Here is a 25,455-nt window from a genome sequence, read left to right on the forward strand (position 1 = left end):
GCGAGGCGGAGATCAGCCGCCGTCGTTGCAATAGCGTTTCCACATCGCGCGATAGGCATCGTCCACCGCTTGCACGTATGAGATTGGGTTGCCGGCGGCGGCAGCCCTGATCTGTCCGGGCAGTTCGCCGCGCAACTTATCGAGCTCGCCGATCTGCAACCCACGGCTCGCTGCGATTTCGACATAGGCCTCATCGCTGTCCGCGACCCACTCCGGCAGGCCCAGCGCGGTGAGGATCGAGCCGGCAGCACGGCTCGGCAGGCTGTGACCGAGCTTCGCCACCACCGGCACGCCCATCTGCAAGGCTTCCCACGTGCTGACGCCGCCATTCTGCGGGAATGGGTCGAGGCCAATATCGACGCGATTGAACGTTACCAGATGTTCGTCTCGCGACGTGGCTCCGAGCAGATCGACGCATTCGGCCGGCAACTGGCAAGCGGCAAACCGCGCCAGCAGATTGTCGCGGACCAGCTGAGCGTCCAGTGCAGTATCCTTGATCAGCAGTCGCGAACCCGGCACCCGCTCGAGAATCCTAGACCAGACTTCCACCGCCTCGTTCGAAATCTTGCTGATGCGGTTGAAGACACCGAATGTGATGAAGCCGTTCGCGAGCGCCGGCGTCGGCGCCCGCGCAATCCCGGGTGGCAGCGGCGCCAGCGTCACAAAGCACGGCAGGTCAACGATGGTCTCCGCAAACAGATGCCGAACCGCGGCAGGAATCGCGACCGGGTCCGAGAATAGATAATCGATGGTTGGCAACCCGGTCCCGGTACCATGGCCCCAGCCATGCGCCTGAACAGGTGCCGGTTTGCGCGCAAACACACCGAGGCGGTTTCCGCTGGTGTGGCCGGACAGATCGATCAGGATATCGACGCCGTCGGCGCGGATCTGAGCGGCGAGGCGATCGTCGGACCATTGCGAGGCGTCGCGCCAGCGATCGGCGATCCCCTGAAATTCGCTGGTCGTCGCATCCGTTTTCGGTGAACAAGCGTAGCACACGATCTCGAACTGTGCCCGATCATGGTGCTGCAGGACCGGCTTGAAAATGAACGCCGCTGAATGTGTGTGAAAATCCGACGAGACATAACCCAGCACCAGACGGCGATCCGGATCGCGGCTGTTCTCATGCGATCCCGCCGCTGCTGAGGCGATCTTCGCACCGATCTGCTCCCACCATACATGTCGCGCTTGCTGATGCTGCGCAACGCTGGCGTCGGCCATGAAATCGAGGGTGAATATCTTGCTGGAGATCGTGCTCTGATCAGGCTCGATGTCGAGAGCTCTGTCGAAACTGGCGAGGGCTTCGTCGACCCGGCCAAGTGCCGCGAGACATTGGCCGAGCAGGCTGTGGGCCTGAGAGAAGCCGGGATCGGCCGCGAGAGCCTTCTCGCAATCGGACAATGCTTCGGCAACTTGCCGGGTCAGGAGCAAGATACTGGCCCGCCAGAGCCATCCATTCGCGTCGTCGGGTGCGAGGGCGATTGCGCGATTGCAATCCGCCATGGCTTCGTCAAATCGCTGAAGCTCCCGCAATGCAACGGCGCGGGTCGACAGCGCCGAGGCGTAGTCAGGCTTGATCGATAGCGCGCGGTTTAAGCTTGCGATCGCTTCGTCATAGGCGCGCACACGGCAGAGCGCCCAACCCCGGCCGTTATGGGCTTCGGAAAGTCTTCCGTCGATTGCGAGCGCCTTGTCGTAGCTCTCGAGCGCTTCCTGATAAAGTTCAAGGGCCGCGCTTGCGTTGCCGAGATTGGACAGGGCCAAGGCGTAGTTGGGTCGAAGGGCGAGGGCCTTCCGATAGCTCTCGCGGGCCTCATTGTGACGTTTCAGCCCGTTGAGCGCGACGCCCAGGCTCATATGGGCTTCGGCAGATCGCGGATCCAAGGCCACCGCTCGGCTCAGCAAAATTTGCGCCTGCCGATAGTTTTTGGATTCAGACTCCAAAGCGCCCAGCAAATGCAGCGCGATGAATTGGTCGGGCGCAAGCTCCAGGAGTTCGCGATAGGCCGTCTTTGCCTCGGGGAGAAGTCCCGCCTTGTGCAGCTGGAGGGCGCGCGCGAGCAACGGCCCTAGCTCGGCTTTTTGCCGTTTCTGAAGCCGGGCATTTTGAAATGCCCGCTGGCCTGCGCTGTTGCTCATGAATCAATTCCAGCCGAATCTCCTGAAGAGATTAACATGGAAGGATTGTCGCGATTGCGCTGCGCCCCATCGGAGCTGCGAGGGCGCCAGCCTCACACAAGCTTCACGTCAACACCCCCACCACTGCTCCCATCAGGCACGTCGTCAGCGTTCCCGACACGATCGACTTCAGCCCGAGCGCATTGATTTCCTCGCGCCGTTCCGGCGCCATCACGCCGAGACCGCCGATCATGATGCCGAGGCTGGCGAAATTGGCGAAGCCGCACATCGCATAGAGCATGATCAGGCGCGAGCGCGGATCGAGCGTGCCGGGCGGCAGCTTCGAGAAGTCGACATAGGCGATCAGCTCGTTCAGCACGGTTTTCGTGCCCATCAGGCTGCCGGCGGTGATCGCCTGATCCCACGGCAATCCCATGAGCCAGCACACCGGCGCCATCACGAGGCCGAGCAGGCGCTGCAACGAGATCGCAGCGCCGCCGACATCAGGCAGCAGGCCGAGGATCGCATTGACGAGATAGACCAGCGCCACCAGCACCAGCAGCATGGCGACGATGTTGATCAGCAGCTCGATCCCCGCGCCCGTCCCTTTCACGATCGCGTCCATCGTGCTGGAGACCTCCATCTCGGGAGCCTCCAGCGCGCCGCCGGTGCGCTTGTCGGATGTCTCCGGCACCATGATGCGGCTGACCAGGATCGCGGCCGGGGCACCCAGCACCGAGGCGATGACGAAATGGGCGGCTGCGTCGGGAATGAGGGGAGCAAGGAGCGTCGCATACAGCACCAGCACCGTGCCGGCGATGCCGGCCATGCCGCCGGTCATCACCAGGAACAACTCGCTGCGGGTCATTTGCGCGAGATAAGGCCGCACGAACAGCGGCGCCTCGACCATGCCGAGAAAGATGTTGGCGGCGGTCGAGAGTCCGACCGCGCCGCCGACGCCGAGCGTCCGCTCCAGCAGCCAGGCCATGCCGCGCACGACCGGCGGCAGCACGCGCCAATAGAACAAGAGCGTCGTCAGCACGCTCATGACCAGCACGATCGGCAGCGCCTGGAACGCCAGGACGAAATCGGCACCCGGTGCTTTCAGGTCGAAGGGCAGGGGACCGCCGCCGACATAGCCGAACACGAAGGAGGAGCCGGCGCGCGAGGCCGCCGAGATCGCGCCCACCGCGTCGTTGATGGCACCGAACGCGCGCGCGACGACGGGCACCTTCAGGAGAACGATCGCGGTGACGAAGGTGGCGACGAGGCCGATCGCCGCCTGGCGCAGCGAGGCCGCGCGGCGATTCTCGCTCAGGACCAAGGCGATCAACAGCAATGCGAAAACGCCGAGTGCCGATTGCAGCCGCAGCATGATGTCCCCAAACCCCGATGATTATGGCCACCCCTGCGTTGCAAACGCAATGCCGGGAGATTGTCGAAGCGTCTCGCTGTTGACAAGCAGGTCCGCGTCAGCCACGCGGAGCACGTCGACATCAGGAGCCGGATAGCCCGAGCGTGACCGAAGAGGCGATGCCAGACCAGCCCATATCGGGAAACCCGCCGGTCAGTGCCCGCGCGCTCCTCTCCCATCGCGCCTTTCTGTTCTTTCTGCTCTCGCGCAGCCTGTCGCGTTTCTCCAGCCAGATTGCGGCGGTCGCGATCGGCTGGCAGATCTACGATCTCACCGGCTCGGCCTTCGATCTCGGCATGGTCGGCCTCGTGCAATTCCTGCCCACGGCGCTGCTGGTGTTCATCGCCGGCCATGCCGCCGACCGCTACGAGCGCAAGCGCGTGGTCCAGCTCTGCCAACTCGTGGAAGCAGCGACCGCGCTCTATCTCGGCGTCATCACCTATCTCGGCTTGGTCAGCGAAGTTCAGATTTTCGTGGCCACCTTCGTGCTCGGCATTGCCGGCGCGTTTGAGAGCCCGACCACCGCGGCGCTGCTGCCGGCGATCGCGCCGCAGGGCTCGCTCCAGCGCGCCACCGCCGTCTCCAGCGGTGCGGCGCAGGTCGCGACCATTACCGGTCCGGCGCTAGGCGGTTTTGCCTACGCGGTTGCGCCGCATCTCGCCTACGCGGTCATGGTGCTGTTCTGGATCTTCGGGATGATCCTGACCGGCTTCATCCGGCCGCGCCCGCAGGCGATCGCCAAGGACATGGCGGGCGCCGACAATATCTTCGCCGGCGTCCGCTTCATCCGCGGCAATCCCGCGATCCTCGGCACTATCTCGCTCGATCTGTTCGCGGTCCTGTTCGGCGGCGTCACCGCGCTTCTGCCGATCTATGCCCGAGATATCCTCCAGACCGGTCCGATGGGGCTCGGGATCCTGCGCGCCGCGCCCGCGGTCGGCGCGCTGCTGATGACCATGGTGCTGGCCCGTCACGCCATTTCGCGGCATGTGGGCCTGCGCATGTTTCAGGCAGTGATCGTGTTCGGCGTCGCAACGATCGTGTTCGCGCTGTCGTCCTGGATGTGGCTCTCGGTGCTCGCGCTCGCCGTTCTCGGCGCGGCCGATACGATCAGCGTCGTGATCCGCTTCTCGCTGGTGCAGCTCGCGACGCCCGACGAGATGCGTGGCCGGGTCGGTGCGGTGAACTTCCTCTTCATCAACGCCTCCAACCAACTCGGCCAGTTCGAGAGCGGGGTGGCTGCCGCACTGTTCGGCGCGATGCCGGCAGCCGTGTGGGCGGCGTCTGCACGGTTGCGGTGGCGCTGTTGTGGATGAAGCTGTTTCCGAGTCTGCGCCGGGTGGAGAGTTTGGAGTAGGGGACTCGCTCCCTCCCCCGTCATTGCGAGCGCAGCGAAGCAATCCAGAATCTTGCCACAGTTGGCAGTCTGGATTGCTTCGCTGCGCTCGCAATGACCCGCTGGCGGAAGGCAGGTTGCAACCCCACGCATTCTACTGTGCATGGGGTTGTTTTCGCGTTTTTTGTTCAGCCGCGTCCCACGAACGGCATCTTGGTTGCCATGACCGTCATGGTCAGCACGTTGGCATCGAGCGGCAGGCCGGCCATGTAGGCAACGGCATCGCCGACCGCCTTCGCGTCCATGCGCGGCTCCTGCTTCGACGTGCCGTCGGGCTGCAGCACGCCGGGACCGTTGACCATGCGGTCGGTCATGGGCGTTGCGGCATTGCCGATGTCGACTTGGCCGACCGCGATGTCGTACATGCGCCCGTCCAGGTTGGACGCCTTGGTGAGGCCGGTGATGGCGTGCTTGGTCGAGGTATAGGCCGCCGAGAATGGCCGCGGCGCATGCGCCGAGATCGAGCCGTTGTTGATGATTCGGCCGCCGCGCGGGGTCTGGTCCTTCATGATGCGGAAGGCGTGCTGGGTGCACAGGAACGGTCCGGTGAGGTTGGTGTTCACCACCGCCTGCCACTGCTCGAGGCTGAGATCCTCGAAATTCACCGGAGGGGCGCCCATGCCGGCATTGTTGAAGAGCACGTCGAGCCGGCCATAGGTGGCCTTCACCTTGTCGAACAGTGCCGCAATCGAGTCCGGCTTGGTCATGTCGGCGGTGACGCAGAGGCTTTTTCCCGCGGGGCCGAGCTTGGCCGTCTCCTCGAGCATCTCGGGCCGGCGCCCGACCAGCACCACGGTGAAGCCTGTGTTCATCAGCGCCAGTGACGCCGCGCGCCCGACTCCAGTGCCGGCGCCCGTCACCACTGCGATCTTTTTCGCTTCACTCATCGTTTCCTGCCTTTTCTCTTGATCTGTCAGGTTTTGGATTCTTTTTCGTTCTTGTAGGGCGGCCGCGGAATGTTCTGATGCGCGGCGCGCAAGGCCGCCGACCAGCGCGAGCGCAAATCGTGGAAATAGGGCTCGCCCGCCTCGATGCGGTGGTTGAGGTCGGCCTCGCAGGCGTCGGCGCGCACCACCAGAACGTCGATCGGCAGGCCGACGCCGAGATTCGAGCGCATGGTCGAATCCATCGAGATCAGCCCGGTCTTCAGCGCCTCGTAGAGTTCGACGTCGTAATGCATGGCGCGGTCGAGCACCGGCTTGCCGTATTTGTGCTCGCCGATCTGCAGATAGGGTGTGTCGGTGGTGCATTCGATGAAATTGCCGGCGGTGTAGACCATGAACAGGCGCATGCGCGCGCCGTTGATCTGGCCCCCGAACAGGAAGGACACGTCGAACGATACGTCCTCAGTCCTCAGTGCGGGGCCCTCGGTCGCGTGCACGGCCCGGATCGCCCGGCCAATGCGCTGGGCGGCCTGGAACATGGTCGGCGCGTTCATCAGCGTCTCGATCTCACCGGTGTCGGGGTCTTCGAGGCCCTCGGTCAGCGTCGAGAGCACCGACTGGCTGATGGCGAGGTTGCCGGCGCTGGCAATCGCCATGATGCGGTCGCCGGGCTTGGAGAAGATGTGGAGCTTGCGGAAGGTCGAGACGTTGTCGAGGCCGGCATTGGTGCGGGTGTCGGCGATCATCACCAGACCGTCCCGAACCAGAATTCCGCAACAATAGGTCATTTCCTGTCCCCGAACGCGTTTGCGCGGATTACTAGCCAATTTCAAGGGCCGCTCCAACCCCCGATTGCCGCGGGGCGGCAGGGTGGAAACCGACCGTGGGTGAGCGGCGCGCGGGGCGCGGCTCAGCTCTGCCGCTGGGACTGCGATTGCGACTGGCCGCCACGGCCGGCCTGCTCGACCTTGACCGCCACCGACAGGGTCTCCGCGCCGCCGCCATAGCGGGTGCCGCGTACGGGGGCGGCGCCGAGATAATCGAGCCCGATCGCGACGCGGACATGGGCGTCGGTGGCGCAGATGCTGTTGGCGGGATCGAAGCCGACCCAGCCGAGACCGTCGACATAGGCCTCCGCCCAGGCATGGCCCGCGTCCTGATGCACCGTACCGTCGGAGCGCAGGAAATGGCCGGAGACGAAGCGCGCCGGCACGCCGCCGCTGCGGGCGCAGGCGATGAAGATGTGCGCGTAGTCCTGGCAGACGCCGCGCTTGAGCGTGAACGCTTCCGCCGCCGACGTGCCGCTGTTGGTGGGGTCCTCGTCGAAGGTCATGTGATCGCTGATTTGCGTCATCAGCGTGTGCAGGAAGCCCAGCGTGTCGCTCTCGGCCTCGCTACGCAGCTGGCGCGCGACCGCATTCATCGCCGGATTGACCGTGGTAAGGTCGGTGGCGCGCAAGAACATGCCGGCGGGAAAGCGCTCGTCGGCGCCGCGGAGAACGCCACCGGTGTCATGGGTCTCGATCAGGCCCTCGGCGGTGATCTTGATATCGCCGACCGGTCCGCAGGACAGCACATGGGTGACGTTGCCGAACGCATCCTCGTGGGTGTCGAGCTTGGTGTCGGTCGACACGTCGATCTGCCACTCCGCCACATATTGCCCGTCATGGCTGCCGGGCGTCATGCGCAGGATCTGGATCACGCTCGTGGCCTGCGGCTCGTAGCGATAGGTCGTGGTGTGCAGGATTCGCAGGCGCATGGTGGACCGTTGTTGTAGCGTCATCGATCCGGGCTAGCCCTGCGGGCGTCCCCGGAATGACAGCAGTATCAGATCAAATACTGCTTCGTGATGATTTCGCCCAGCCTGGAATTGTCTAAGATGAATTCCTGAATGAATTCATGCACGCCATGCTGGAAAATGTCGTTCATATTGCTGTGTTCCAGCCGGTTGCGAATGCCGCGGGCATGGCGCTGGGCCGGACCCTGGCGGCCATAGGCGACGCCGATCTGATCGAGATTGCGCACCAGATTGCCGTAGCAGCTTGCGAGCGAACGCGGCAGCGAATCGTTGAGGATGAGCAAATCCGCGATCAGCCAGGGCTTCAGTGTCTCGCGATAGACCCAGTGATAGGCCGTCAGCGCCGAAACCGAACGCAGGATCGAGGTCCATTGGTAGAAATCCAGCGGGCCGCCGACATGCTCCTCCTCGGGCAGCAGCACATGGTATTTCACGTCGAGAATACGAGCGGTGTTGTCGGCGCGTTCGAGATGCAGGCCCATCCGCGAGAACCAGTAGGCGTCGTTGCGCAGCATGGTCCGGTAGGCCGAGCCGTCGAAGCGCAGCGAGGTCTCCTGCACGAAGCGCAGGAACTTTGCTAGATCCTCGCGCGTGGAGGTCCCTCTGCTCCAGACCTCCTGCAACTCGATCCAGGCCGAGTTGATGGTATCCCACATCTCGCTCGTCAGCGCTGTGCGCACCGAGCGCGAATTCAGCCGCGCGGCCTCGATGCAATTCCTGATCGAGGACGGATTATCCGCCGAGAACGAGAGATAATCCACGACGTTGCGCTCGTTGGCTTCTTCGTACTGCTGATAGAAGCTTGCGGCGACGCCGGCGGTCAAGAGCGCCGAGTCCCATTCGTTGGTCTTGCCGATATAGGCGGCGGGAAGCGCGGTGACGCGCAGCGTCGCATCGATGGTGCGCGCGAGATATTCGGCCCGTTCGACGTAGCGGGCGAGCCAATAGAGGTTTTCGGCGGTACGCGACAGCATCTCTCTACTCGTCCAGGATCCAGGTATCTTTGGTGCCGCCGCCCTGGCTCGAATTCACCACCAGGGAGCCTTCCTTCAGGGCAACGCGTGTCAACCCGCCGGGGACGATCGTGGTGCTCTTGCTGCCGGTGAGCACGAACGGCCGCAGGTCGACGTGGCGGGGCGCAAGGCCGGATGCCGTGCAGGTCGGGCAGGTCGAGAGCGCCAGCGTCGGCTGCGCAATGAAGCCCTCGGGCTCGCGTTTGAGCTTCTCGCGGAAGGCTTCAATCGTCGCCTTGGTCGCGGCAGGGCCGATCAGCATGCCGTAGCCGCCGGAGCCGTGCACCTCCTTCACGACGAGCTCGCTCAGATGGTCCAGCACATAGGCGAGATCCTTCGGCTCGCGGCAGCGCCAGGTCTGCACGTTCTTCAGGATCGGCTCCTCGCCGAGGTAGAATTTTACGATGTCCGGCATGTAGGAGTAGATCGCCTTGTCGTCGGCGATGCCGGTGCCGACCGCGTTGGCGAGCGTGATGTTGCCGGCCGCATAGGCCGACATCAGCCCGGGCACGCCGAGGGCGGAGTCGGGCCGGAAGGTGAGGGGATCGAGGTAGTCGTCGTCGACGCGGCGGTAGATCACGTCGACCCGTTTCACGCCCTCGGTCGTCCGCATGAACACTTCGTTGTTCTTGACGATGAGGTCACGGCCCTCGACCAGCTCGATACCGAGCTTGTCGGCGAGGAAGGAGTGCTCGTAATAGGCCGAGTTGTAGACGCCCGGCGTGAGCAACGCGACGGTCGGCTCGCCGGAGGCGCTTTGCGGCGCCACCGAGCGCAAGGCGGATAGCAGCTCGTCCGGATAGCGTTCGACCGGCGCCACCCTGTGGCGGGCGAACAGGTCCGGAAACAGCCGCATCATGATCTCGCGGTTTTCCAGCATGTAGGACACGCCCGAGGGCGTGCGTGCATTGTCCTCCAGCACGATGAAGTCCTCGGCATCGACCCGGACGATGTCGATGCCGGCGATGTGCACGTAGACGTCGTGCGGCACCTGCTGGCCGTTCATCTCGGGACGGAAGACCGGGTTCTGAAAGATGAGGTCGTCGGGCACGATCTCGGCACGGAGGATATCGCGCCCGTGATAGATGTCGCGCAGGAACATGTTGAGCGCGCGCACGCGCTGCTTCAGGCCCTTCTCCAGCAGTGACCATTCCTTGCCGGACATGATCCGCGGGATCACATCGAAGGGGATCAGGCGCTCCGTGGACTCGGAGTCGCCATAGACCGCGAAGGTAATGCCGATGCGGCGGAAGAGGAGCTCGGCCTCCTGGCGGCGATATTCGAGCGCCTCGGGAGGCGTCTCCTTGAGCCAGCGCGCCAGCTCCTGATAGGCGGGGCGAAGGTCCCCACCGGGAATGTTCATTTCATCAAACGCGACTGCCATAGATCCCGACTTGTCTCCGCAAGGCGTTGCGCCATTCGACAGGTCGCGAGGCCCTGGTGAAGACCGCAACGTCCTGGCCATGCGGCAAGAGTGCATGACTTTCATGCGGTAGCAAGGGCCGGGCCAGCGCGATAAGCATGGGGAGAGGACATTTGCCGGGGATGGCCGGCGGCTTGCCTGAAAAAATGGCTGAGGACTGCTTATTTCGGCAGCAAAACCGCGTGACTTCAACGCGTTACCTCGGCAAAGTCGGGCCGATAGGTGAGGGACTTGAGGTATGAGCGAGATCGTCACGGCGGGTATTCTGGTCATTGGGGACGAAATCCTGTCCGGCCGGACCAAGGACAAGAACATCGGCTTCATCGCCGAATACCTGACCAATATCGGCATCGACCTGAAGGAGGTCCGGGTCGTCTCCGACGACGAGTCCGACATCATTGCGGCGTTGGATGCACTGCGGCATCGCTACACCTATGTCTTCACCACAGGTGGCATCGGGCCGACCCATGACGACATCACCGCTGATAGCGTCGCCAAGGCGTTCGGCGTCGGCATCGACCATCACCCGGAGGTGGTCGCCCGTTTCCGCGAGCGCTGGAGCGAGCAGGACCTCAACGAGGCCCGCCTGCGCATGGCCCGCATTCCTGATGGTGCCGAGCTGATCCAGAGCGCGACCATCCTCGCTCCCGGCTTCAAGATCGGCAATGTCATCGTGATGGCGGGCGTGCCCTCGATCATGCAGGCGATGATGGACATCGTCTCGCCCAAGCTGAAATCGGGCGTGCGCATGCTCTCTGAATCGGTCCGCGCCAATGCGCGGGAAGGCGACATCGGCAGCCCGCTGCGGGCGATTGCCGCCCAACATCCCGACACCATCATCGGCAGCTATCCCTTCATGGATGAAGAGCAGAAGCCGAACACCAATCTGGTGGTGCGCTCGCGCGATGCGGACAAGCTCGCAGCCGCAATGGCGGCGGTGAAGGAAATGCTGGCGGGATTGAACATCACCCGCTAGCAACCTAGCTGCCGGCAGACGAAGCAGGAGACGACGATGGCTGGTGAAGCACCGGAACTAAGTGCGGAAGAACGGGCGGGCCGCCCCTTTCCGGTGTCGTGGGACCAGTTCCACCGGGATTGCCGGGCACTGACCTGGCGGCTCAATGAAGTTGGTCCGTTTCATGCGGTGATCGCGATCACCCGCGGCGGGCTTGTGCCGGCGGCGATCGTGGCGCGCGAGCTTGGCGTGCGCGTGATCGATACGGTCTGCATCGCCAGCTATGACCACGACAAGCAGGGCGATCTCAAAGTGCTGAAGGGCATCTCCGAAGACGTGATGACGCTTGGCGGCGGCACCGGCAAGGGGCTCCTGATCGTCGACGATCTCGTCGACACCGGCAAGACCGGCAAGCTGGTGCGCGCGATGCTCCCCGACGCGCATTTCGCAACCGTCTACGCCAAGCCGAAGGGACGTCCGCTGGTCGATACCTTCATCACCGAAGTCTCGCAGGACACCTGGATCTTCTTCCCCTGGGACACCGCGCTGTCCTATCACCCGCCGCTTCGCGACGGGGCGGCGTGATTATCGCCGTCATTGCGAGCGCAGCGAAGCAATCCAGAAATGTGTCCGCGGAAACAGTCTGGATTGCTTCGTCGCTTCGCTTCGCTCGCAATGACCGGTGGAGGCGACCATGCCCCTGCAAAACCGCGTCACGCCGACCGGCGAGATCATCGCGACACCGCACCGCGGCATGTTCACCGGCAACCGCGGCATCATTCATGATCCCGCGACGAAGACGCTGCTGAAAAAGCGCTGGTCGTCGCCGGCCTGGATCACCTGCCTGTGCGAATTCCGCGGCTGGCGTCGGCCGGTGATGGCGCGGCGGAGCTGGACCGAGCTGTTCTTCCTCGACGAGGCCACGGCTTTTGCCGCCGGCCATCGGCCCTGCTTCTTCTGCCGCCGCGACGATGCGAAGCGATTTCGCGTTGCATGGGAGATGGGCAACGACGCCCGCGGCATCAGCGCCAAGGCGATGGATGCCGTACTGCATCGGGAGCGGCTCGATCGTGGCAAGAAACGGCTGCATGTGCTGTCGATGCCGCTCGCGGAATTGCCTGACGGCGCGATGGTGCAACAGGGCGATGACTGCTTCCTCCTCGCGCAGGGCAAGGCGCTGCTGTGGTCACCCGCGGGCTACGTCCTGCATCCGAGCGCCCTCGATCACCCGATGCTGTTGACGCCGCCTTCCACGCTGCGCGCGATCATCGCTGGAAATCAACTTGTGCTGCATCGGACCGCGCGCCGCTAGCGCAGCGGCTTGCCGTGCTCATCCACTGCGGTCCGCGCATCGCGCAGTGCCCATTCGCGGATCACTTGGCGGCAGCGCGTCAGCTCGGCTTCGCTCGCGGCATTCGCATCCTTCGACGCACGCTCCACGATTGCCTTGCAATTGAGAAGCACGGAACGATCCTCTGCGCGCGCCGACAGCGCGAACGCGGCAAGCGTTGCAATGGTGAACGCCAGACGGATCACATCCCTAACCCAGCTTCTCGCGTGCCAGCGCGGCACCCGCGCCGAGCGCCATCAGCTTGGCTTCGGCGATCTCGCGCCGCATCGGCGCCATGCCGCAATTGGTGGTGGCGATGATGTTGCTCTTGGGCACGAATTTCGACACCGCGTCGATCACCTGCACGACATCCTCGGCCGTCTCCACCGTGTCGCTGGCGACATCGATCACGCCGGCCTGCACGATCTTGGACTTGAGCAGCGCAAGCAGGTCAAGCGGCACCTTCGAGTTGCGGCACTCGATCGCGACCTGCTGGATCGGGCTGGCGTCGATCGCGGGAAATATCTGCTCGTACTGCCGCCATTGCGAGCCGAGCGTTTCCTTCCAGTCGGTGTTGGCCTTGATGCCGTAGCCGTAGCAAATATGCACGGCGGTGGCGCAGGTCAGGCCCTGCGCGGCGCGCTCCAGCGCCTTGATGCCCCAATCGTTGACCTCGTCCATATAGACGTTGAACGCGGGCTCGTCGAACTGCACGAGATCGACGCCGTCGGCCTGGAGCGCCTTGGCTTCCTCGTTCAGCAGTTCGGCGAACGCAAAGGCCATCTTGACGCGGTCGCCATAGTAGCGATCGGCAATGGTGTCGATGATGGTCATCGGGCCGGGCAGGGTGAATTTCAGCTTCTTCATCGTGTGCGCGCGGGCGACACGCGCCTCGTCGGCGTGGACGCGGCTCTTCAGCCGGAGCGGGGCGACGACCTGCGGCACCATCGCCTTGTAGCGATCCTTGCGGATACCCATCTCGACCTTGTGGGCGAAATCGATGCCCTCGATCTTCTCCAGGAAACCGTGGACGAAATGTTGCCGGGCCTGCTCGCCCTCAGTGACGATGTCGATCCCGGCGTCCTCCTGGACTTTAACGGCAAGCATCGTCGCATCGCGCTTGGCGCGGACGAGCTCGTCGCCTTGCGACTTCCAGGGCGCCCAGAGCATGTTGGGTTCGGCGAGCCATTCCGGCTTCGGCAAGGAGCCGGCGATCGTGGTTGGAAACAGCATGGCGGCCCTCTCGGCGGGTTATGATTGCGCCCCTTCCTGCCATGTCTTAACGTCGAGGTACAGAACAACAAAAGCCGCCTTGAAACCGGCGGCGCCGGACCGGAAACGCCATGATCGAATTCTTCTTCGACTGTTCCAGCCCCTGGACCTATCTCGCCTTCCACAACATCCAGCCGCTGGCCAGGGAGGTTGGCGCGGAGATCATCTGGCGGCCGATCCTGGTGGGCGGCATCTTCAATACGGTCAACCCAAGTGTCTACGCGCAGCGTGAGACGCCGGTGCCGCTGAAGGCGCGCTACATGAAAAAGGACCTTGCCGACTGGTCGCGCTCGGCCGGTCTCGCGATCAAGATGCCGCCGACGGTATTTCCGGTGAACAGCGTGAAAGCGATGCGCGGCTGCATCTGGCTCGGGCACGAATCGGTGCCTTTCGCCACGGCGGTGTTCGAGACCTATTGGGGCGAGGACAAGGACATCTCGCAGGATTCAGTGCTCGCGGAGATCTGCAGGAAGGTCGGCGTCGATGAGCAGAAATTCTTCGCGGGCATTTCGGGGCAGGGGATCAAGGATCAGCTCAAGGCCAACACCGAAGAAGTCGTCGCCCGCGGCGGCTTTGGCTCGCCGACGATCTTTCTCGGCAAGACCGACATGTATTTCGGCAATGACCGCCTGCCGTTGATCCGCGAGGCGCTGCTGCGCGGCAAGGCGAGCGCGGCCTGATGGTGCGGGCTGTCGTTTGCCGCGCGCTCGGCGCGCCCGAAAAATTGCAGCTCGAAGAGTTTCCGTCGCGCGAGCTGAAGCCGGGCGAAGTGCGCGTCGCGATCCGTGCCGCCGGCCTGAATTTTCCCGACGTGCTGATGGCGGCCGGCGAATACCAGCTCAAGCCGGAGCTGCCGTTCACGCCGGGCATGGAGGCGGCCGGCGACGTGACCGAAGTCGGCGCAGAGGCGAGCGGCGTCGCCGTCGGCGACAAGGTCATCGTCAAGATGCGGCACGGCGCCTTCACGGATGAAGCCGTGGTGACGCCGTCGCAGCTCACGCCGAAGCCATCCACGTTCGACTATGCGGAAGCCGCGACCTATCTCGCCGGGCACGGCACCGCCTATCACGCGCTGATCGACCGCGGCCGGGTGGTGCCGGGCGAGGTGCTGCTGGTGCATGGCGCCGGCGGGGGCGTGGGCCTTGCTGCCGTCGAGATCGGCAAGATGCTGGGTGCCACCGTAATCGCGACGGCGTCCAGCGACGAAAAGCTCGCGATCGCCAAGGCGCGCGGCGCCGATCATCTCGTGCGCTACGACCGCGAGCCGTTTCGTGATGTTGTCAAACGTATTACCGACGGGCGCGGTGCCGACGTCGTGTTCGATCCCGTCGGCGGAGAAGTGTTCGAAAACTCGATGCGTTGCATCGCCTGGGGCGCACGGCTGCTGGTGATCGGCTTCACCGGCGGCATCGGCTCGGCGAAAACCAATCTCTTGCTGATCAAAGGCGCCAGCGTGCTCGGCGTGCGTGCCGGCGAGGCCGTGCGGAAAAATCCACCGCTTGGCGAAGTGCGCCTGAGGGCGCTGCTCACATGGGCGGAAGAGGGCAAGCTGCGCCCTAACGTCTCGCATCGCCTGCCGCTGGAGGAGTTTGCGCAGGCGATGCGGTTGCTGATCGACCGCAAGGCGATCGGGCGTGTGGCGCTGGTGATGGACTAAGCGCCTACAAGGTCACTTGTACTCCCGCTCAGTCCACCACGGGAAATAATCCGGCATGTCGCTCGATACCTTGTTCTTGAACTGCGCGGGGCGCTTTTCCAGGAACGACACCACGCCTTCCTTCACGTCGTCGGAGCGGCCGCGGGCGTAGATGCCACGGCTGTCGACCTTGTGGGCTTCCATCGGGTCGTCAGCGCCCATCATGCGCCACATCATCTGCCGGATCAGCGCCACCGATACCGGCGCGGTCTTGGCCGCGAATTCCTTGGCGAGCGCGCGGGCGGTCGGCAGCAGATCATCGGGGGCCACGACCTTGCTGACGAGACGTCCTGCGAGGGCTTCCTGGGCCGGGAAGACGCGGCCCGAATAGCACCATTCCAGCGCCTGCGAGATGCCGACGATGCGCGGCAGGAACCAGCTCGAGGCCGCCTCCGGCACGATGCCGCGCTGGGAGAACACGAAGCCGAAGCGCGCGGCATCGGAGGCGATGCGGATGTCCATCGCGAGCTGCATGGTAACACCGATGCCGACCGCGGGACCGTTCACCGCGGCAATCACCGGTTTCAGGCATTTGAAGATGCGCAGTGTCACCTGGCCACCGCCGTCGCGCACCTGGGAATCACTGTAGTCGACCTTGCCGTCGGCGAAGCGCTTCACCGGTCCGCGACGCGCGTCGCGATCAAAGGTGTCCGCGCCCGACGAAAGATCTGCGCCCGCGCAAAACCCGCGACCGGCGCCTGTGACGATGATGGCGCGGACGTCGTCGTCCTTGTCGGCGGCGTCGAACGCGTCGATCAGCTCTCCTTGCATCTGCGCGTTGAAGGCGTTGAGCTTGTCGGGCCGGTTCAGCGTGATGGTGAGGATCTGCTCGGCGACCTCGTATTTGATCGTCTCATACGCCATGGTGGTTTCCTTCCTGTCCTGAATTCTGTCTCGAAGAGACGTCATGCATAGCCGCCAGCGTCCGTCTTGCGCGGACTGGGCATGTGGCGGCCAGTAAGAGAACGCGGATGGCCAGTCTAAACAACAAGCCCGGCCATGACGGAGTGTATCTAATTCGCCGGCGGGCTCGGCCAGGGCTTCTGCGGCCCGCGCAGGCTCTCGAAAGCCTTGGCCATGCCAAGCACGCCGATATCGTCGAAGCGGCGGCCGACGATCTGCACGCCGATGGGAAAACCCTTGGCGTCGAAGCCGCCGTTGATGGAGATCGCCGGATTCTCCGACATATTCCATGGCACGGTATAGGCAATGTGTTCGAACGGCTTCATGGGATCGTTGGTCGGCGAGGCCCACTCCGCCGGATAATTCACGTTCGGCGCGGTCGGCGAGATCACATAGTCGAGCTCGCAGAACAGCTTTGATGCCGCAGCGCGGATTGCCATGGTCTGGTTGAAGCCCCTGATGACGTCGACGCCCGAGAGCTTCGCGCCGGACTCGCCCCACTTGAAAATGTAGGGCAGCACCTTTGCCTGTTCGGCGGGCGTCAGCTTGGACAGATCGTCCCACATCCGTGCGCGCCAGAAGCTGTCGAGCCCGTCGAGCATCTCGCGCGTGAGGATGCCGTCGACCTCGGTGACGACGGCGCCTGCGGATTCGAACGCTTTCGCCGCCTTTACCGCGACCTCGCGCCCCGGTTTCTCCAGCGCCAGGCCAACGCCGGGATCGAGCATCAATCCGATGCGCAATTTGCGCGGGGATTTCTCCGGCCCCTTCCAGTTGAGGGGCTCCGCTGGAAGGCTCATGCCGTCGCGCCGGTCGGGTTTTGCGATCACGCTCATCATCAGCGCGCAATCGTCAACGGTGCGGGTCATGGGGCCGGCGACGCGGCCGACATAGGTGGGATCGATCGGCACGCGGCCAAAGCTCGGCTTCAATCCGACGAGGCCGCACCAGCCCGCGGGCAGGCGGACCGAGCCGCCGATATCGGTGCCGAGATGCAGCGGACCATAGCCAGCCGCCGCAGCGGCGCCCGCGCCGGCGCTGGAGCCGCCGGGGTTCTTGGAGAGGTCCCAGGGATTGCGGGCGAGCGCGTGGAAGGAGGACAGCCCCGAGGACAGCATACCGTAATCGGGCATGGTGGTCTTGGCAAAGATGATCGCGCCGGCTTCGCGCAGGCGCGCGGCGGGCGGTGCGTCCTTCTCGGCCGGCACGAGCTTGACGCTGGCCGCGCCCAGCGGCACCGGCACGCCTTTGGTCGCGATGTTGTCCTTCACCGTCACCGGCACGCCGTCGAGCGCTCCGGACGGCTCGCCCCCGGACCAGCGCGCGGTCGAGGCCTTCGCGGTCTCGCGCGCGCCGTCGGGATCGAATGCATAAAGCGCCTTGAGGTGCGGCTCCCACGCGGCGACGTGCGCGAGCACGTCTTCCAGCACCTCGCTCGGCGAGAACTGCTTGGCGCGATAGCCCGCGATCAGATCGACCGCAGAGAGATCGTGCAGCGAGGTGACTTCCTCTTCGACACCCTTTTTATGCATGGGCACCCACCGGCATCCGGGTCTCGATGATCCGGGCGAACATGCTGGCACCGATCGGCAGGATCTTGTCGTCGAGCACGAAGCCGGGATTGTGCACGGGCACCGAGCCGTCGTGGCCGACCCAGAAATAGGCGCCGGGAATGGTTTGAAGCATGTCGGCGAAATCCTCGCTGCCCATCTTCGGCTGGGCGCGGGTGATCACGTTGGCGGGGTCGACGATGGTGCGCGCGACCTCCTCGACCACCTTGGACTGCTCGACCTGGTTGACCAGCACATCGAAGGTGTCGCGGATGTCGACGTCGATCACGCACTGATAGGCGCTCGCAATGCCGGCGCAGATCGTGCGAATGCGTTCGCTGATCAGGATGCGGACTTCTTTCGAGAAAGTGCGGATGGTGCCGCAAAGATGCGCTTCGCCGGGGATGACGTTGTACGCCGAACCGGCGTGAATCTGCGTGATCGAGACGACGGCGGCCTGCAGCGGCTCGACGTTGCGGCTGACGATGGTCTGGATCGCCTGCGCCAGCGTGGTCGCGATGATCACCGCGTCCTTGGAGCGTTCGGGCATCGCACCGTGCGCGCCGTAGCCAGTGATGCGGAGGTCGAAGAAGTCGGCGCTGGCCATCGCGGGGCCGGGCAGGATCGCGATCTCGCCGTGGTTGAGGTCGGGCGCGTTGTGCAGGCCGTAGAGTTCGTCGCAGGGAAATTTCTCGAACAGCCCGTCCTTGATCATCGCGCGGGCGCCGCCGAGACCTTCCTCGGCCGGCTGGAAGATCAGGTGCACGGTGCCGTCGAAGTTCCTGGTTTCGGCGAGGTAGCGCGCGGTGCCGAGCAGCATGGTGGTGTGGCCGTCATGGCCACAGCCGTGGAAGCGGCCGGGGATTTTCGAGCTCCATTTCAGATTGGTGTTCTCCTCCATCGGCAGCGCGTCCATGTCGGCGCGAAGCCCGATACGCTTGCCGCTCGAACCCTTGCCCTTGATGACTCCGATCACGCCGGTGCCGCCGAGACCGCGATGCACCTCGATGCCCCAGCTCTTCAGCTTGTCCGCGACGATTCCGGAGGTGCGCACTTCCTCGAAGCCGATTTCCGGATGGGCGTGAAGGTCGCGCCTGATAGCAGTGAGTTCGTCGGCATAGCCGTCGATGCGGTCGATCGTGGGCATGTGTTCTGTCCAGTTAGCGTGAGGAGGGAGTGAAAATCGGGCCGTTCGGCTTGATGCGGATGCCCGGCCGCAGGCGCGTCCATGGCAGCGTGGCTGTGTCCGCGGGCATCGCGCCGGGGGCGGCGCAGATCATCAGCTTTTCTGCGATCGGCTCGAAATCGGCGCGGAAGTGCACCGAGCTCTTGTTGACCAAAATCTTCTCTTCGGTCGGCTCGATGCCGACATAGCGGTACATTGCCTGATCGGCGAGCTGCGCCTTATGCGAGGATACGACGACCCGGACATCGCCGATGCGAAGGCAGGCCGACGGGCCCATCTCCATCTCGCGGCCGCCGTAGTAGGGACCGGGCGCGATGAAGCGGCCGTCCGAAAGTTTTTCGACGACGAAGGTCGCACGATAGGGCTCGTCGCCGGGAATGCCGGACTTGCCGCCGAGCGACAGCGTCACGGTGGCACCGGCGCCGGCTGCATGCGCGGCCTTGGCCGATTCCGGATCGTAGATCGCGCCGGTCGCCGCGCTGGCCTTGTTGCGGACCAGCGCGCGTAGCATGCCGGTGGTGTCGGAATCGCCGCCGGCGCCGGGATTGTCCTGGGTGTCGGCGATGATGATCGGCTTGCTGGCGCCCTTCGAGAGTTCCATCGCGTGGCGTACGCCGTCATCAGGTGACCAGATCTTGCCGTCGAAATCGTCCTCGTGGCTTTCGATCAGCTTCACGATCGCATCCGCCGCGCGGTCGGCATCGGCTTGCGTCTTGCCATAGGCGAACACGCTCGGCCCGCAATCGCGGAAATCGGCGGCGGGGAAGCCGGGGGCAAAGGACAGCGTCGGAACCGCGTCGCTCTCCAGCGCGGCAAGCTTTTCGTAGATGCGTTTGGTCGGCTGGTCGTTGGTGCACTGCCAGCTGATCGGAATCAGAAACGGCAATTGCCGGAAGGCCTTTGCGAAACGCCGCTGTGTCTTCAGAAGCAATGCGAGATGTTGCGCGCAGGCGCGGCCGGTCTCGGCCATGTCGACATGGGGATAGGTGCGGTAGGCGATCAGCGCGTCCGCATGCTCAATCATTTCGGGGGTGACGTTGGCGTGGAGATCGAGGCTGGTGACCAGCGGAATGTCCTTGCCGATGACGCGGCGCACGCGCGCGAGAATCTCGCCTTCGCCGTCGTCGAGATGTTCCGTGACCATCGCGCCGTGCAGATCGAGATAGACGGCGTCGATCGGGCCGGCGGCTGCAATGCCATCGACCATGACCTTCACGATGCGCTCGAAGGCGTCCTTGGTGACATGCGCCGAAGGGCTCGCGCCGCAGGCAATCGTTGGAATGAGTTCCCAGCCGTGGGCCTCGGCGCTGTCGACGAAACCGGCGAGGCCGACATTGATGCGGCGCATCACCTTCAGCACGTCGGGACCTTGCGTCATCGCCGGCCAGCCGCCGCCGTGCTGGAAGTCCGCGAACGTCGCCTTCGTCGGAGCGAAGGTGTTGGTCTCGTGCAGGAAGCCGCCGACGGCGATACGTGTCATCAACTCAAGTCCAGCAATTGAAAGTGCGCGACGTTAGCCCTGTGCTTGCGGCGAGAGCAAGCCGGGAAGCAATCGCGCCGCGCATGGCGTCAAGCCGTTTTGGGAATGCTTGTCGCAACCACCGTCATTGCGAGCGAAGCGAAGCAATCCAGAATCCCTCCGCGGGGACAGTCTGGATTGCTTCGCTGCGCTCGCAATGACGAGGCGAGAGACTAGGCGCTGGCCGCCGCGCCCTCGGCCACCGGCCGGAAGTTCGCAAAATCCCAGCCGCGGCCTGGCGCTGCCTCGAGCAAGGCTCTGGTGTACGCCTCCTTCGGATGCGTCAGCACTTCGGCGGCCGGACCCTGCTCGACGACGCGGCCGTGTTGCATCACCATGACCTCGTCGCAGATCTGTGCTGCGACGCGTAGATCGTGAGTGATGAACAGGATGGCGATGCCGAGCCGCTGCTGGATCTCGTCGAACAGTTCCAGCACCTGCGCCTGCACGGAGACGTCGAGGGCGGAGACCGCCTCGTCCGCGACCAGCACGTCGGGATCGAGTGCGAGCGCGCGGGCGATCGCAATGCGCTGACGCTGGCCGCCGGAGAACTGGTGCGGATAGCGCGCGACCGCATCGGCGGGCAGGCCGACCAGCTCGAGCAATTCGCGCGCACGCTTCGTTGCGTCGGCATGCGACACGCCGTAATTGATCGGGCCTTCCGCGATGCTTTCGCCGACGGTGACGCGCGGGTTGAGCGAGCGGTAGGGGTCCTGGAATACGATCTGGATCTTCTTCCGATGCGGCTGCAACAGCCGCCGCGAAATGTCCGAGATCTCGCGGCCGGAGAGGCGCACGCCGCCCGAAGTCGGGTCGATCAGGCGGACGATGCAGCGCGCCACGGTCGATTTGCCTGAGCCGCTCTCGCCGACGATGCCGAGCGTGCGGCCCTTGCGCAGCGTCAGCGTGACCTTGTCGGCAGCGACGACTTCGCGGCCTTTACCGAAGAACGCGCGCTCGCGGTAGACCTTCCCAAGCTCGTTGGCTTCCAGCACCACCGGTTCCTTGGTCTCAAGCCGTGCCGCGCGCGGCACCAGGCTCGGCACTGCGGAAAGCAGGTTGCGGGTGTACTCCATGGTCGGATTGCGCAGGATGGAATCCAGCGTTCCGGTCTCCACCAGTCGGCCCTGCCGCATCACGGCGACGCGGTCGGCGATCTCGGCGACCACGCCCATGTCGTGGGTGATGAACAGCACTGCGGTTCCGTGATCGCGCTGGAGGTCGCGGATCAGGGTCAAGATCTGCTTCTGCGTGGTGACGTCGAGCGCGGTGGTCGGTTCGTCCGCAATGAGCAGCTTCGGTTCGAGCACGAGCGCCATCGCGATCATGATGCGCTGGCGCTGACCGCCGGAGAGTCGGTGAGGGTAGGAGGCAAAGATACGCTCGACCTGGGGCAGACGCACCTGCTCCATCATGTCGAGGATGCGCTTCTTGCGCGCCTTCGCGTCGAGTTTGGTGTGCGCGCGCAGGACTTCGTCGATCTGGCGGCCGACCGGCATCACCGGATTGAGTGCCGTCATGGGCTCCTGGAAGATCATCGCCATCCGGGTCGCGCGGAGCTGCCGCAGGCGGCGGTCGGTCGCGGTGAGAATCTCCTCACCGACCAGCTTGACGCTGCCGCCGGTGGGAACCAGCGTGCCCTTCGGCAGCAGACCCATGGTGGTCAGCGAGGTCACCGACTTGCCCGAGCCGCTTTCGCCGACAAGGCACAGCGTCTCGCGCTCGTGCACCTGGATCGAGATGCCGTCGAGGATGTTTGCAGCATTCGGCTTCTTGCCGACGGACACGATGAGGTTGTTGATGTCGAGGATGGGGCTGGTCATCGCTTGATCGGTCATCATTTGCCTTCCCGCTGCTTCATCCGCGGATCGAGTGCATCGCGGGCGGCGTCGCCGATCAAATTGATGCTGAGGATGGCGATCGAGAGCAGCAGGCCCGGCCAGAAGATCAGCGTCGGCTTGAGCTGGAAGTACTGACGGCCCTCGGCCATGATGTTGCCCCAGGTCGGCGTTTCCGGCGAGATGCCGGCGCCGAGGAAGGAGAGGATGGCCTCAGTAAGGATCGCGGACGCGCAGACATAACTGCCCTGCACGATCAGAGGTGCGATCGTGTTCGGCATCAAATGCCGCCACATGATCTTTGGCAGGGATGTGCCGACCGAGATCGCCGCTTCAACATAGGGCTCTTCGCGCGCCGATAGCACGACCGAACGCACCAGGCGTGCCACGCGCGGAACTTCGGGGATCGTAATCGCGATCAGCACCGTCCAGAGGCTGGCGCCGGACAGCGACACCACGGCGATTGCCAGCAGGATGCTGGGCATTGCCATCAGGCCGTCCATGATCCGCATCATGACGGAATCGACCAGCTTGAAGAAGCCGGAGACGAGGCCGATCGCCAACCCAATGACGATCGACATGATCGCCGAGCCGATGCCGATCAGAAGCGAAATGCGTCCGCCATACATCACGCGCGATAGCAGGTCGCGGCCATAGGCATCGGTGCCGAGCAGGAATTGCGCCGAAGAGGGCTTCAGCCGCTGCGAGGGCGCAAGCTGGATCGGATCATACGGCGCGATCAACGGTGCCAGGATCGAGATCAGCACAACCAACACCAGGCAGATGGTCGCCGCCGCGATGATCGGCGTCGAGGTCAGGAATCCGAGGCGCGGTCGCATCGGCGACGTGATCGGGATGGAGGACTGGGGAAGGGTATCGACCGACATTTTTGTTGTTATCCTTAGCCCTAGTACCGGATCCGGGGATCGAGCAGCGTGTAGGCGACGTCGATCAGGAGATTGACGACGACATAGATCAGCGACGTCAGCAGGATCATCGCCTGGATCACCGGATAGTCGCGCGCCAGCACCGCATCCACTGTGAGGCGGCCGATGCCGGGGATGTTGAACACGCTCTCGGTGACGACGACCCCGGAGATCAAAAGCGCAAAGCCGGTACCGATCACCGTGATCACGGGCACGGCCGCGTTGCGCAGCGCGTGCCGCATCATCACGGCGACCTCGTTGATGCCTTTTGCGCGCGCGGTGCGGACGTAGTCCTCGCCGAGCACGTCGAGCATCGCCGCGCGCGTCATGCGCGCGATCAAAGCGATATAGATGAAGGACAGCGCACAGGTCGGCAGGATGATGCGCTCGAAGAACGGCCCAAACCCGTTCGAGATGCTGCGGAAGCCCTGCACCGGCACCCAGCGCAGGTCGATCGCGAAGACCTCGATCAGGATGTAGCCGACCACGAACACCGGCACCGAGAAGCCGAGCACGGACAGGCCCATCACGAAGCGGTCGATCCAGGTGCCGTGCTTCCAGGCCGCGATCACGCCCAGAGGAACAGCGACGATGACGGCGAGGATGATGGTCGACAGCGCGATCGAGATCGACGGCTCGACCCGCTGGCCGATCATCTTCATCACCGGAAGGTTGGAGATGAGTGACGTTCCGAGATCGCCATGCAGCAGCTTGTTCAGCCAGGTGATGAACTGCACGATCAGCGGCTCGTTGAGGCCGAGCGAGGTGCGGATGCGCTCGAGCCGCTCCGGCGTGGCGTTGTCGCCGGCCAGAATCGCGGCGGGATCGCCCGGAGTGAGGCGGAGCAGGAGGAAGACGAACAGCGCCACCACGCCCATCACGGGCACGGCGGCGAGAATTCGGCGAAGGAGATATCCGAGCAAGTTGGATCCCGTCAGATGAGAGTCAAATCAGAGACAGCGGCTGGAGCCTGGGGTTCTGCCACCAGCCTAACATTTCAGCAATTCCCATGCCATCCGGGCCACCGTTTTTGCAGTGCGGTCAACTTGTTTCGGTGATCTGGCCCGTTTTGGCGATGTGGCTCGCGCCGTTACTCCAGAGTCGCGAGCAGCCCCGCCATCAGCCGGCCGCGTTCGACCAGACTTTCAACCTCGATATACTCTTCGAGCGTGTGGCCGTTGCCGCCACGCACGCCCAGGCCGTCGAGAGTCGGGATGCCCATTGCGCCCGTGAAATTGCCGTCGGAGCCGCCGCCGGCGCTCGCATGCGGCAGTTCTGCGCCAAGCGACTTGGCGATCCCGCGCGCCCTTTCATACAGCGCTATGGTGCCGGCATCAGGCTCCCAAACCGGACGTGTCACGCCGCGCGTCACCTTGAAGGTGACATCATTGGTTGTACCGGAGAGCGCCAGCATCCTCTCGACGCCGCGATCGAGGTCAGCCTGGCGCTTGGCCATCGAAAGCGCTTCGCCGGTGGCGGTCGTGGCAACGCAATTGACCCATTGACCCCCGTGCACGACGCCGACTGAAAACGTGCAGTCTTCGCCCGTCATCGCATCGATGGTGAGGATTTGCCGCGCCATCTCGCGAATCGCCGAGCGGCCTGCCGACAAGGTCGCGCCGGCGTGGCTGGGTCGGCCGGTCGCCTCGAGATTGAAGCGCGCGATGGCGTAACGTCCGGTGGTGACGCCGTTGTCGGCGCGGCCGGGCTCCGGCACCAGCACGTATTTGTTGCGCGCGGCTTCCGCCTCGATGATATCGCGCGTGGAGGGTGTGCCGACTTCCTCGTCGGGCGTGAACAGCACGGTGATCGGCAGTGGCGTCGTGAACGAGGCGCGGGCCAGTTGTCGGATGGCTTCCAGCGAAAGATAATTGCCGCCCTTCATGTCGTAGATGCCGGGGCCATAGCACTTGTTGCCCTCGCGGCGCCATTTCAGCTTCTCGATGGTGCCTGTGGGGTGGACCGTATCCATGTGTCCGGCGATCAGGATGCCCGGTTCGCCCTGCTTCGGATGCGGAAAGCGGGCGCGGATCACGCCGCCAAAGCCCTGGCGACCGGCGATGCGCTCGATCGTCGCACCCATGATCGCCATCTCCCGCGCTGCGATATCGAGCATGCGGTTCACGGCGCTCGCGTCCCAGGTCGGGCTTTCGCATTCCACCCAGCCGCGCAGACCCTGGAGCATCGCTTCGGAATCGAAGGGAAGATTGGCTGGATTCATCTCAATGTCTCTC

At 64.3% G+C, this 25,455-nt stretch carries 22 protein-coding genes and 1 pseudogene; 6 read left to right on the plus strand and 17 right to left on the minus strand.

The genetic code is table 11. The annotated features are described in order from the left end of the window. Positions 1-12: 12 nt before the first annotated feature. Positions 13-2,139 (minus strand): O-linked N-acetylglucosamine transferase, SPINDLY family protein, encoded by a 2,127-nt coding sequence (locus IVA93_RS13965; protein WP_247367929.1) that lies wholly within the window; start codon positions 2,137-2,139, stop codon positions 13-15. Between the two features lie 103 nt (positions 2,140-2,242). After that, positions 2,243-3,493: a NupC/NupG family nucleoside CNT transporter gene (locus tag IVA93_RS13970; protein ID WP_247789831.1), complete on the minus strand. Its 1,251-nt coding sequence runs from the start codon at positions 3,491-3,493 to the stop codon at positions 2,243-2,245. Between the two features lie 158 nt (positions 3,494-3,651). Between IVA93_RS13970 and IVA93_RS13975 the strand changes: the two are divergent. Further along, a pseudogene (locus tag IVA93_RS13975) lies at positions 3,652-4,889 on the plus strand (MFS transporter). A gap of 167 nt (positions 4,890-5,056) precedes the next feature. Here IVA93_RS13975 and IVA93_RS13980 read toward each other — a convergent pair. The 5 genes from IVA93_RS13980 to IVA93_RS14000 all read right to left on the minus strand — a co-directional run bounded on the left by IVA93_RS13980 (position 5,057) and on the right by IVA93_RS14000 (position 10,007). After that, entirely contained in the window at positions 5,057-5,815 is a 759-nt protein-coding gene (locus IVA93_RS13980; protein WP_018455301.1) for an SDR family oxidoreductase, read from the minus strand. Positions 5,816-5,841: 26 nt separating this feature from the next. Then, on the minus strand, positions 5,842-6,600 hold the full coding sequence (locus IVA93_RS13985) for a proteasome-type protease (protein WP_247368066.1): 759 nt from the start codon (positions 6,598-6,600) through the stop codon (positions 5,842-5,844). A gap of 122 nt (positions 6,601-6,722) precedes the next feature. Then, positions 6,723-7,571 (minus strand): transglutaminase family protein, encoded by an 849-nt coding sequence (locus tag IVA93_RS13990; protein ID WP_007611900.1) that lies wholly within the window; start codon positions 7,569-7,571, stop codon positions 6,723-6,725. Positions 7,572-7,639: 68 nt separating this feature from the next. Further along, entirely contained in the window at positions 7,640-8,584 is a 945-nt protein-coding gene (locus IVA93_RS13995; protein WP_018455303.1) for an alpha-E domain-containing protein, read from the minus strand. Positions 8,585-8,588: 4 nt separating this feature from the next. Then, positions 8,589-10,007: a circularly permuted type 2 ATP-grasp protein gene (locus IVA93_RS14000; protein ID WP_027518749.1), complete on the minus strand. Its 1,419-nt coding sequence runs from the start codon at positions 10,005-10,007 to the stop codon at positions 8,589-8,591. Between the two features lie 277 nt (positions 10,008-10,284). Between IVA93_RS14000 and IVA93_RS14005 the strand changes: the two genes are divergently transcribed. The 3 genes from IVA93_RS14005 (at position 10,285) to IVA93_RS14015 (ending at position 12,313) form a co-directional block, all read left to right on the plus strand. Then, complete coding sequence (locus IVA93_RS14005; RefSeq protein WP_018455305.1) at positions 10,285-11,022, plus strand: competence/damage-inducible protein A; 738 nt, start codon at positions 10,285-10,287, stop codon at positions 11,020-11,022. 36 nt (positions 11,023-11,058) lie between these two features. After that, positions 11,059-11,586, plus strand: a complete 528-nt coding sequence (gene gpt, locus IVA93_RS14010) for a xanthine phosphoribosyltransferase (protein WP_026232919.1) — start codon at positions 11,059-11,061, stop codon at positions 11,584-11,586. Between the two features lie 109 nt (positions 11,587-11,695). Then, complete coding sequence (locus tag IVA93_RS14015) at positions 11,696-12,313, plus strand: hypothetical protein (protein WP_247789832.1); 618 nt, start codon at positions 11,696-11,698, stop codon at positions 12,311-12,313. Here IVA93_RS14015 and IVA93_RS14020 read toward each other — a convergent pair. Both IVA93_RS14020 and IVA93_RS14025 read right to left on the minus strand, forming a co-directional pair. After that, positions 12,310-12,537 (minus strand): hypothetical protein, encoded by a 228-nt coding sequence (locus IVA93_RS14020; RefSeq protein WP_247367933.1) that lies wholly within the window; start codon positions 12,535-12,537, stop codon positions 12,310-12,312. The genes IVA93_RS14015 and IVA93_RS14020 overlap by 4 nt on opposite strands. Before the next feature lie 4 nt (positions 12,538-12,541). Continuing rightward, on the minus strand, positions 12,542-13,564 hold the full coding sequence (locus IVA93_RS14025; protein ID WP_247367934.1) for a methionine synthase: 1,023 nt from the start codon (positions 13,562-13,564) through the stop codon (positions 12,542-12,544). A 110-nt stretch (positions 13,565-13,674) separates the two neighbouring features. On the opposite strand from IVA93_RS14025, the gene IVA93_RS14030 reads away from it, so the two are divergent. Both IVA93_RS14030 and IVA93_RS14035 read left to right on the plus strand, forming a co-directional pair. Continuing rightward, complete coding sequence (locus IVA93_RS14030; RefSeq protein WP_247367936.1) at positions 13,675-14,283, plus strand: 2-hydroxychromene-2-carboxylate isomerase; 609 nt, start codon at positions 13,675-13,677, stop codon at positions 14,281-14,283. Further along, entirely contained in the window at positions 14,283-15,260 is a 978-nt protein-coding gene (locus IVA93_RS14035) for an NADPH:quinone oxidoreductase family protein (protein WP_247789833.1), read from the plus strand. The genes IVA93_RS14030 and IVA93_RS14035 overlap by 1 nt, the downstream gene beginning before the upstream one ends. Before the next feature lie 12 nt (positions 15,261-15,272). Here the strand turns inward: IVA93_RS14035 and IVA93_RS14040 are convergent, their stop codons facing one another. The 8 genes from IVA93_RS14040 to IVA93_RS14075 form a co-directional block, all read right to left on the minus strand. Continuing rightward, the gene (locus IVA93_RS14040; protein WP_085351100.1) at positions 15,273-16,163 is read right to left on the minus strand and encodes a crotonase/enoyl-CoA hydratase family protein; all 891 of its coding nucleotides are present in this window, start codon (positions 16,161-16,163) and stop codon (positions 15,273-15,275) included. 149 nt (positions 16,164-16,312) lie between these two features. Beyond that, positions 16,313-17,734, minus strand: coding sequence for an amidase (locus tag IVA93_RS14045; protein WP_204511611.1), 1,422 nt, complete (start codon positions 17,732-17,734; stop codon positions 16,313-16,315). Continuing rightward, a complete protein-coding gene (locus tag IVA93_RS14050; protein WP_085351102.1) occupies positions 17,727-18,899 on the minus strand; it encodes a M20 aminoacylase family protein in 1,173 nt (390 codons plus the stop codon). Before IVA93_RS14050 ends, IVA93_RS14045 begins: the two co-directional genes overlap by 8 nt. 13 nt (positions 18,900-18,912) lie before the next feature. Continuing rightward, on the minus strand, positions 18,913-20,418 hold the full coding sequence (locus IVA93_RS14055; RefSeq protein ID WP_247299781.1) for a M81 family metallopeptidase: 1,506 nt from the start codon (positions 20,416-20,418) through the stop codon (positions 18,913-18,915). Between the two features lie 212 nt (positions 20,419-20,630). After that, complete coding sequence (locus tag IVA93_RS14060; protein WP_247368071.1) at positions 20,631-22,280, minus strand: ABC transporter ATP-binding protein; 1,650 nt, start codon at positions 22,278-22,280, stop codon at positions 20,631-20,633. A gap of 14 nt (positions 22,281-22,294) precedes the next feature. Continuing rightward, positions 22,295-23,182 (minus strand): ABC transporter permease, encoded by an 888-nt coding sequence (locus IVA93_RS14065; RefSeq protein WP_247367942.1) that lies wholly within the window; start codon positions 23,180-23,182, stop codon positions 22,295-22,297. Between the two features lie 20 nt (positions 23,183-23,202). After that, on the minus strand, positions 23,203-24,144 hold the full coding sequence (locus IVA93_RS14070) for an ABC transporter permease (protein WP_007602533.1): 942 nt from the start codon (positions 24,142-24,144) through the stop codon (positions 23,203-23,205). A 167-nt stretch (positions 24,145-24,311) separates the two neighbouring features. Next, positions 24,312-25,442 (minus strand): M20/M25/M40 family metallo-hydrolase, encoded by a 1,131-nt coding sequence (locus tag IVA93_RS14075; protein ID WP_247367944.1) that lies wholly within the window; start codon positions 25,440-25,442, stop codon positions 24,312-24,314. Between the last annotated feature and the right edge of the window lie 13 nt (positions 25,443-25,455).

Origin of the sequence: Bradyrhizobium sp. 155 (genome assembly GCF_023101105.1) — a bacterium.
Lineage (GTDB): Bacteria > Pseudomonadota > Alphaproteobacteria > Rhizobiales > Xanthobacteraceae > Bradyrhizobium > Bradyrhizobium canariense_D.

What these genes read in the sequence shown, in the direction of transcription:
- IVA93_RS13980 (WP_018455301.1), bottom strand. Translation starts at nt 5,815, where the DNA reads ATGAGTGAAGCGAAAAAGATCGCAGTGGTGACGGGCGCCGGCACTGGA.
- IVA93_RS14030 (WP_247367936.1), top strand. Translation starts at nt 13,675, where the DNA reads ATGATCGAATTCTTCTTCGACTGTTCCAGCCCCTGGACCTATCTCGCC.
- gpt (WP_026232919.1), top strand. Translation starts at nt 11,059, where the DNA reads ATGGCTGGTGAAGCACCGGAACTAAGTGCGGAAGAACGGGCGGGCCGC.
- IVA93_RS13965 (WP_247367929.1), bottom strand. Translation starts at nt 2,139, where the DNA reads ATGAGCAACAGCGCAGGCCAGCGGGCATTTCAAAATGCCCGGCTTCAG.
- IVA93_RS14055 (WP_247299781.1), bottom strand. Translation starts at nt 20,418, where the DNA reads ATGACACGTATCGCCGTCGGCGGCTTCCTGCACGAGACCAACACCTTC.
- IVA93_RS14035 (WP_247789833.1), top strand. Translation starts at nt 14,283, where the DNA reads ATGGTGCGGGCTGTCGTTTGCCGCGCGCTCGGCGCGCCCGAAAAATTG.
- IVA93_RS13970 (WP_247789831.1), bottom strand. Translation starts at nt 3,493, where the DNA reads ATGCTGCGGCTGCAATCGGCACTCGGCGTTTTCGCATTGCTGTTGATC.
- IVA93_RS14040 (WP_085351100.1), bottom strand. Translation starts at nt 16,163, where the DNA reads ATGGCGTATGAGACGATCAAATACGAGGTCGCCGAGCAGATCCTCACC.
- IVA93_RS14060 (WP_247368071.1), bottom strand. Translation starts at nt 22,280, where the DNA reads ATGACCAGCCCCATCCTCGACATCAACAACCTCATCGTGTCCGTCGGC.
- IVA93_RS13995 (WP_018455303.1), bottom strand. Translation starts at nt 8,584, where the DNA reads ATGCTGTCGCGTACCGCCGAAAACCTCTATTGGCTCGCCCGCTACGTC.
- IVA93_RS14050 (WP_085351102.1), bottom strand. Translation starts at nt 18,899, where the DNA reads ATGCCCACGATCGACCGCATCGACGGCTATGCCGACGAACTCACTGCT.
- IVA93_RS14075 (WP_247367944.1), bottom strand. Translation starts at nt 25,442, where the DNA reads ATGAATCCAGCCAATCTTCCCTTCGATTCCGAAGCGATGCTCCAGGGT.
- IVA93_RS14025 (WP_247367934.1), bottom strand. Translation starts at nt 13,564, where the DNA reads ATGCTGTTTCCAACCACGATCGCCGGCTCCTTGCCGAAGCCGGAATGG.
- IVA93_RS14015 (WP_247789832.1), top strand. Translation starts at nt 11,696, where the DNA reads ATGCCCCTGCAAAACCGCGTCACGCCGACCGGCGAGATCATCGCGACA.
- IVA93_RS14000 (WP_027518749.1), bottom strand. Translation starts at nt 10,007, where the DNA reads ATGGCAGTCGCGTTTGATGAAATGAACATTCCCGGTGGGGACCTTCGC.
- IVA93_RS13985 (WP_247368066.1), bottom strand. Translation starts at nt 6,600, where the DNA reads ATGACCTATTGTTGCGGAATTCTGGTTCGGGACGGTCTGGTGATGATC.
- IVA93_RS14005 (WP_018455305.1), top strand. Translation starts at nt 10,285, where the DNA reads ATGAGCGAGATCGTCACGGCGGGTATTCTGGTCATTGGGGACGAAATC.
- IVA93_RS14045 (WP_204511611.1), bottom strand. Translation starts at nt 17,734, where the DNA reads ATGCATAAAAAGGGTGTCGAAGAGGAAGTCACCTCGCTGCACGATCTC.
- IVA93_RS14065 (WP_247367942.1), bottom strand. Translation starts at nt 23,182, where the DNA reads ATGTCGGTCGATACCCTTCCCCAGTCCTCCATCCCGATCACGTCGCCG.
- IVA93_RS13990 (WP_007611900.1), bottom strand. Translation starts at nt 7,571, where the DNA reads ATGCGCCTGCGAATCCTGCACACCACGACCTATCGCTACGAGCCGCAG.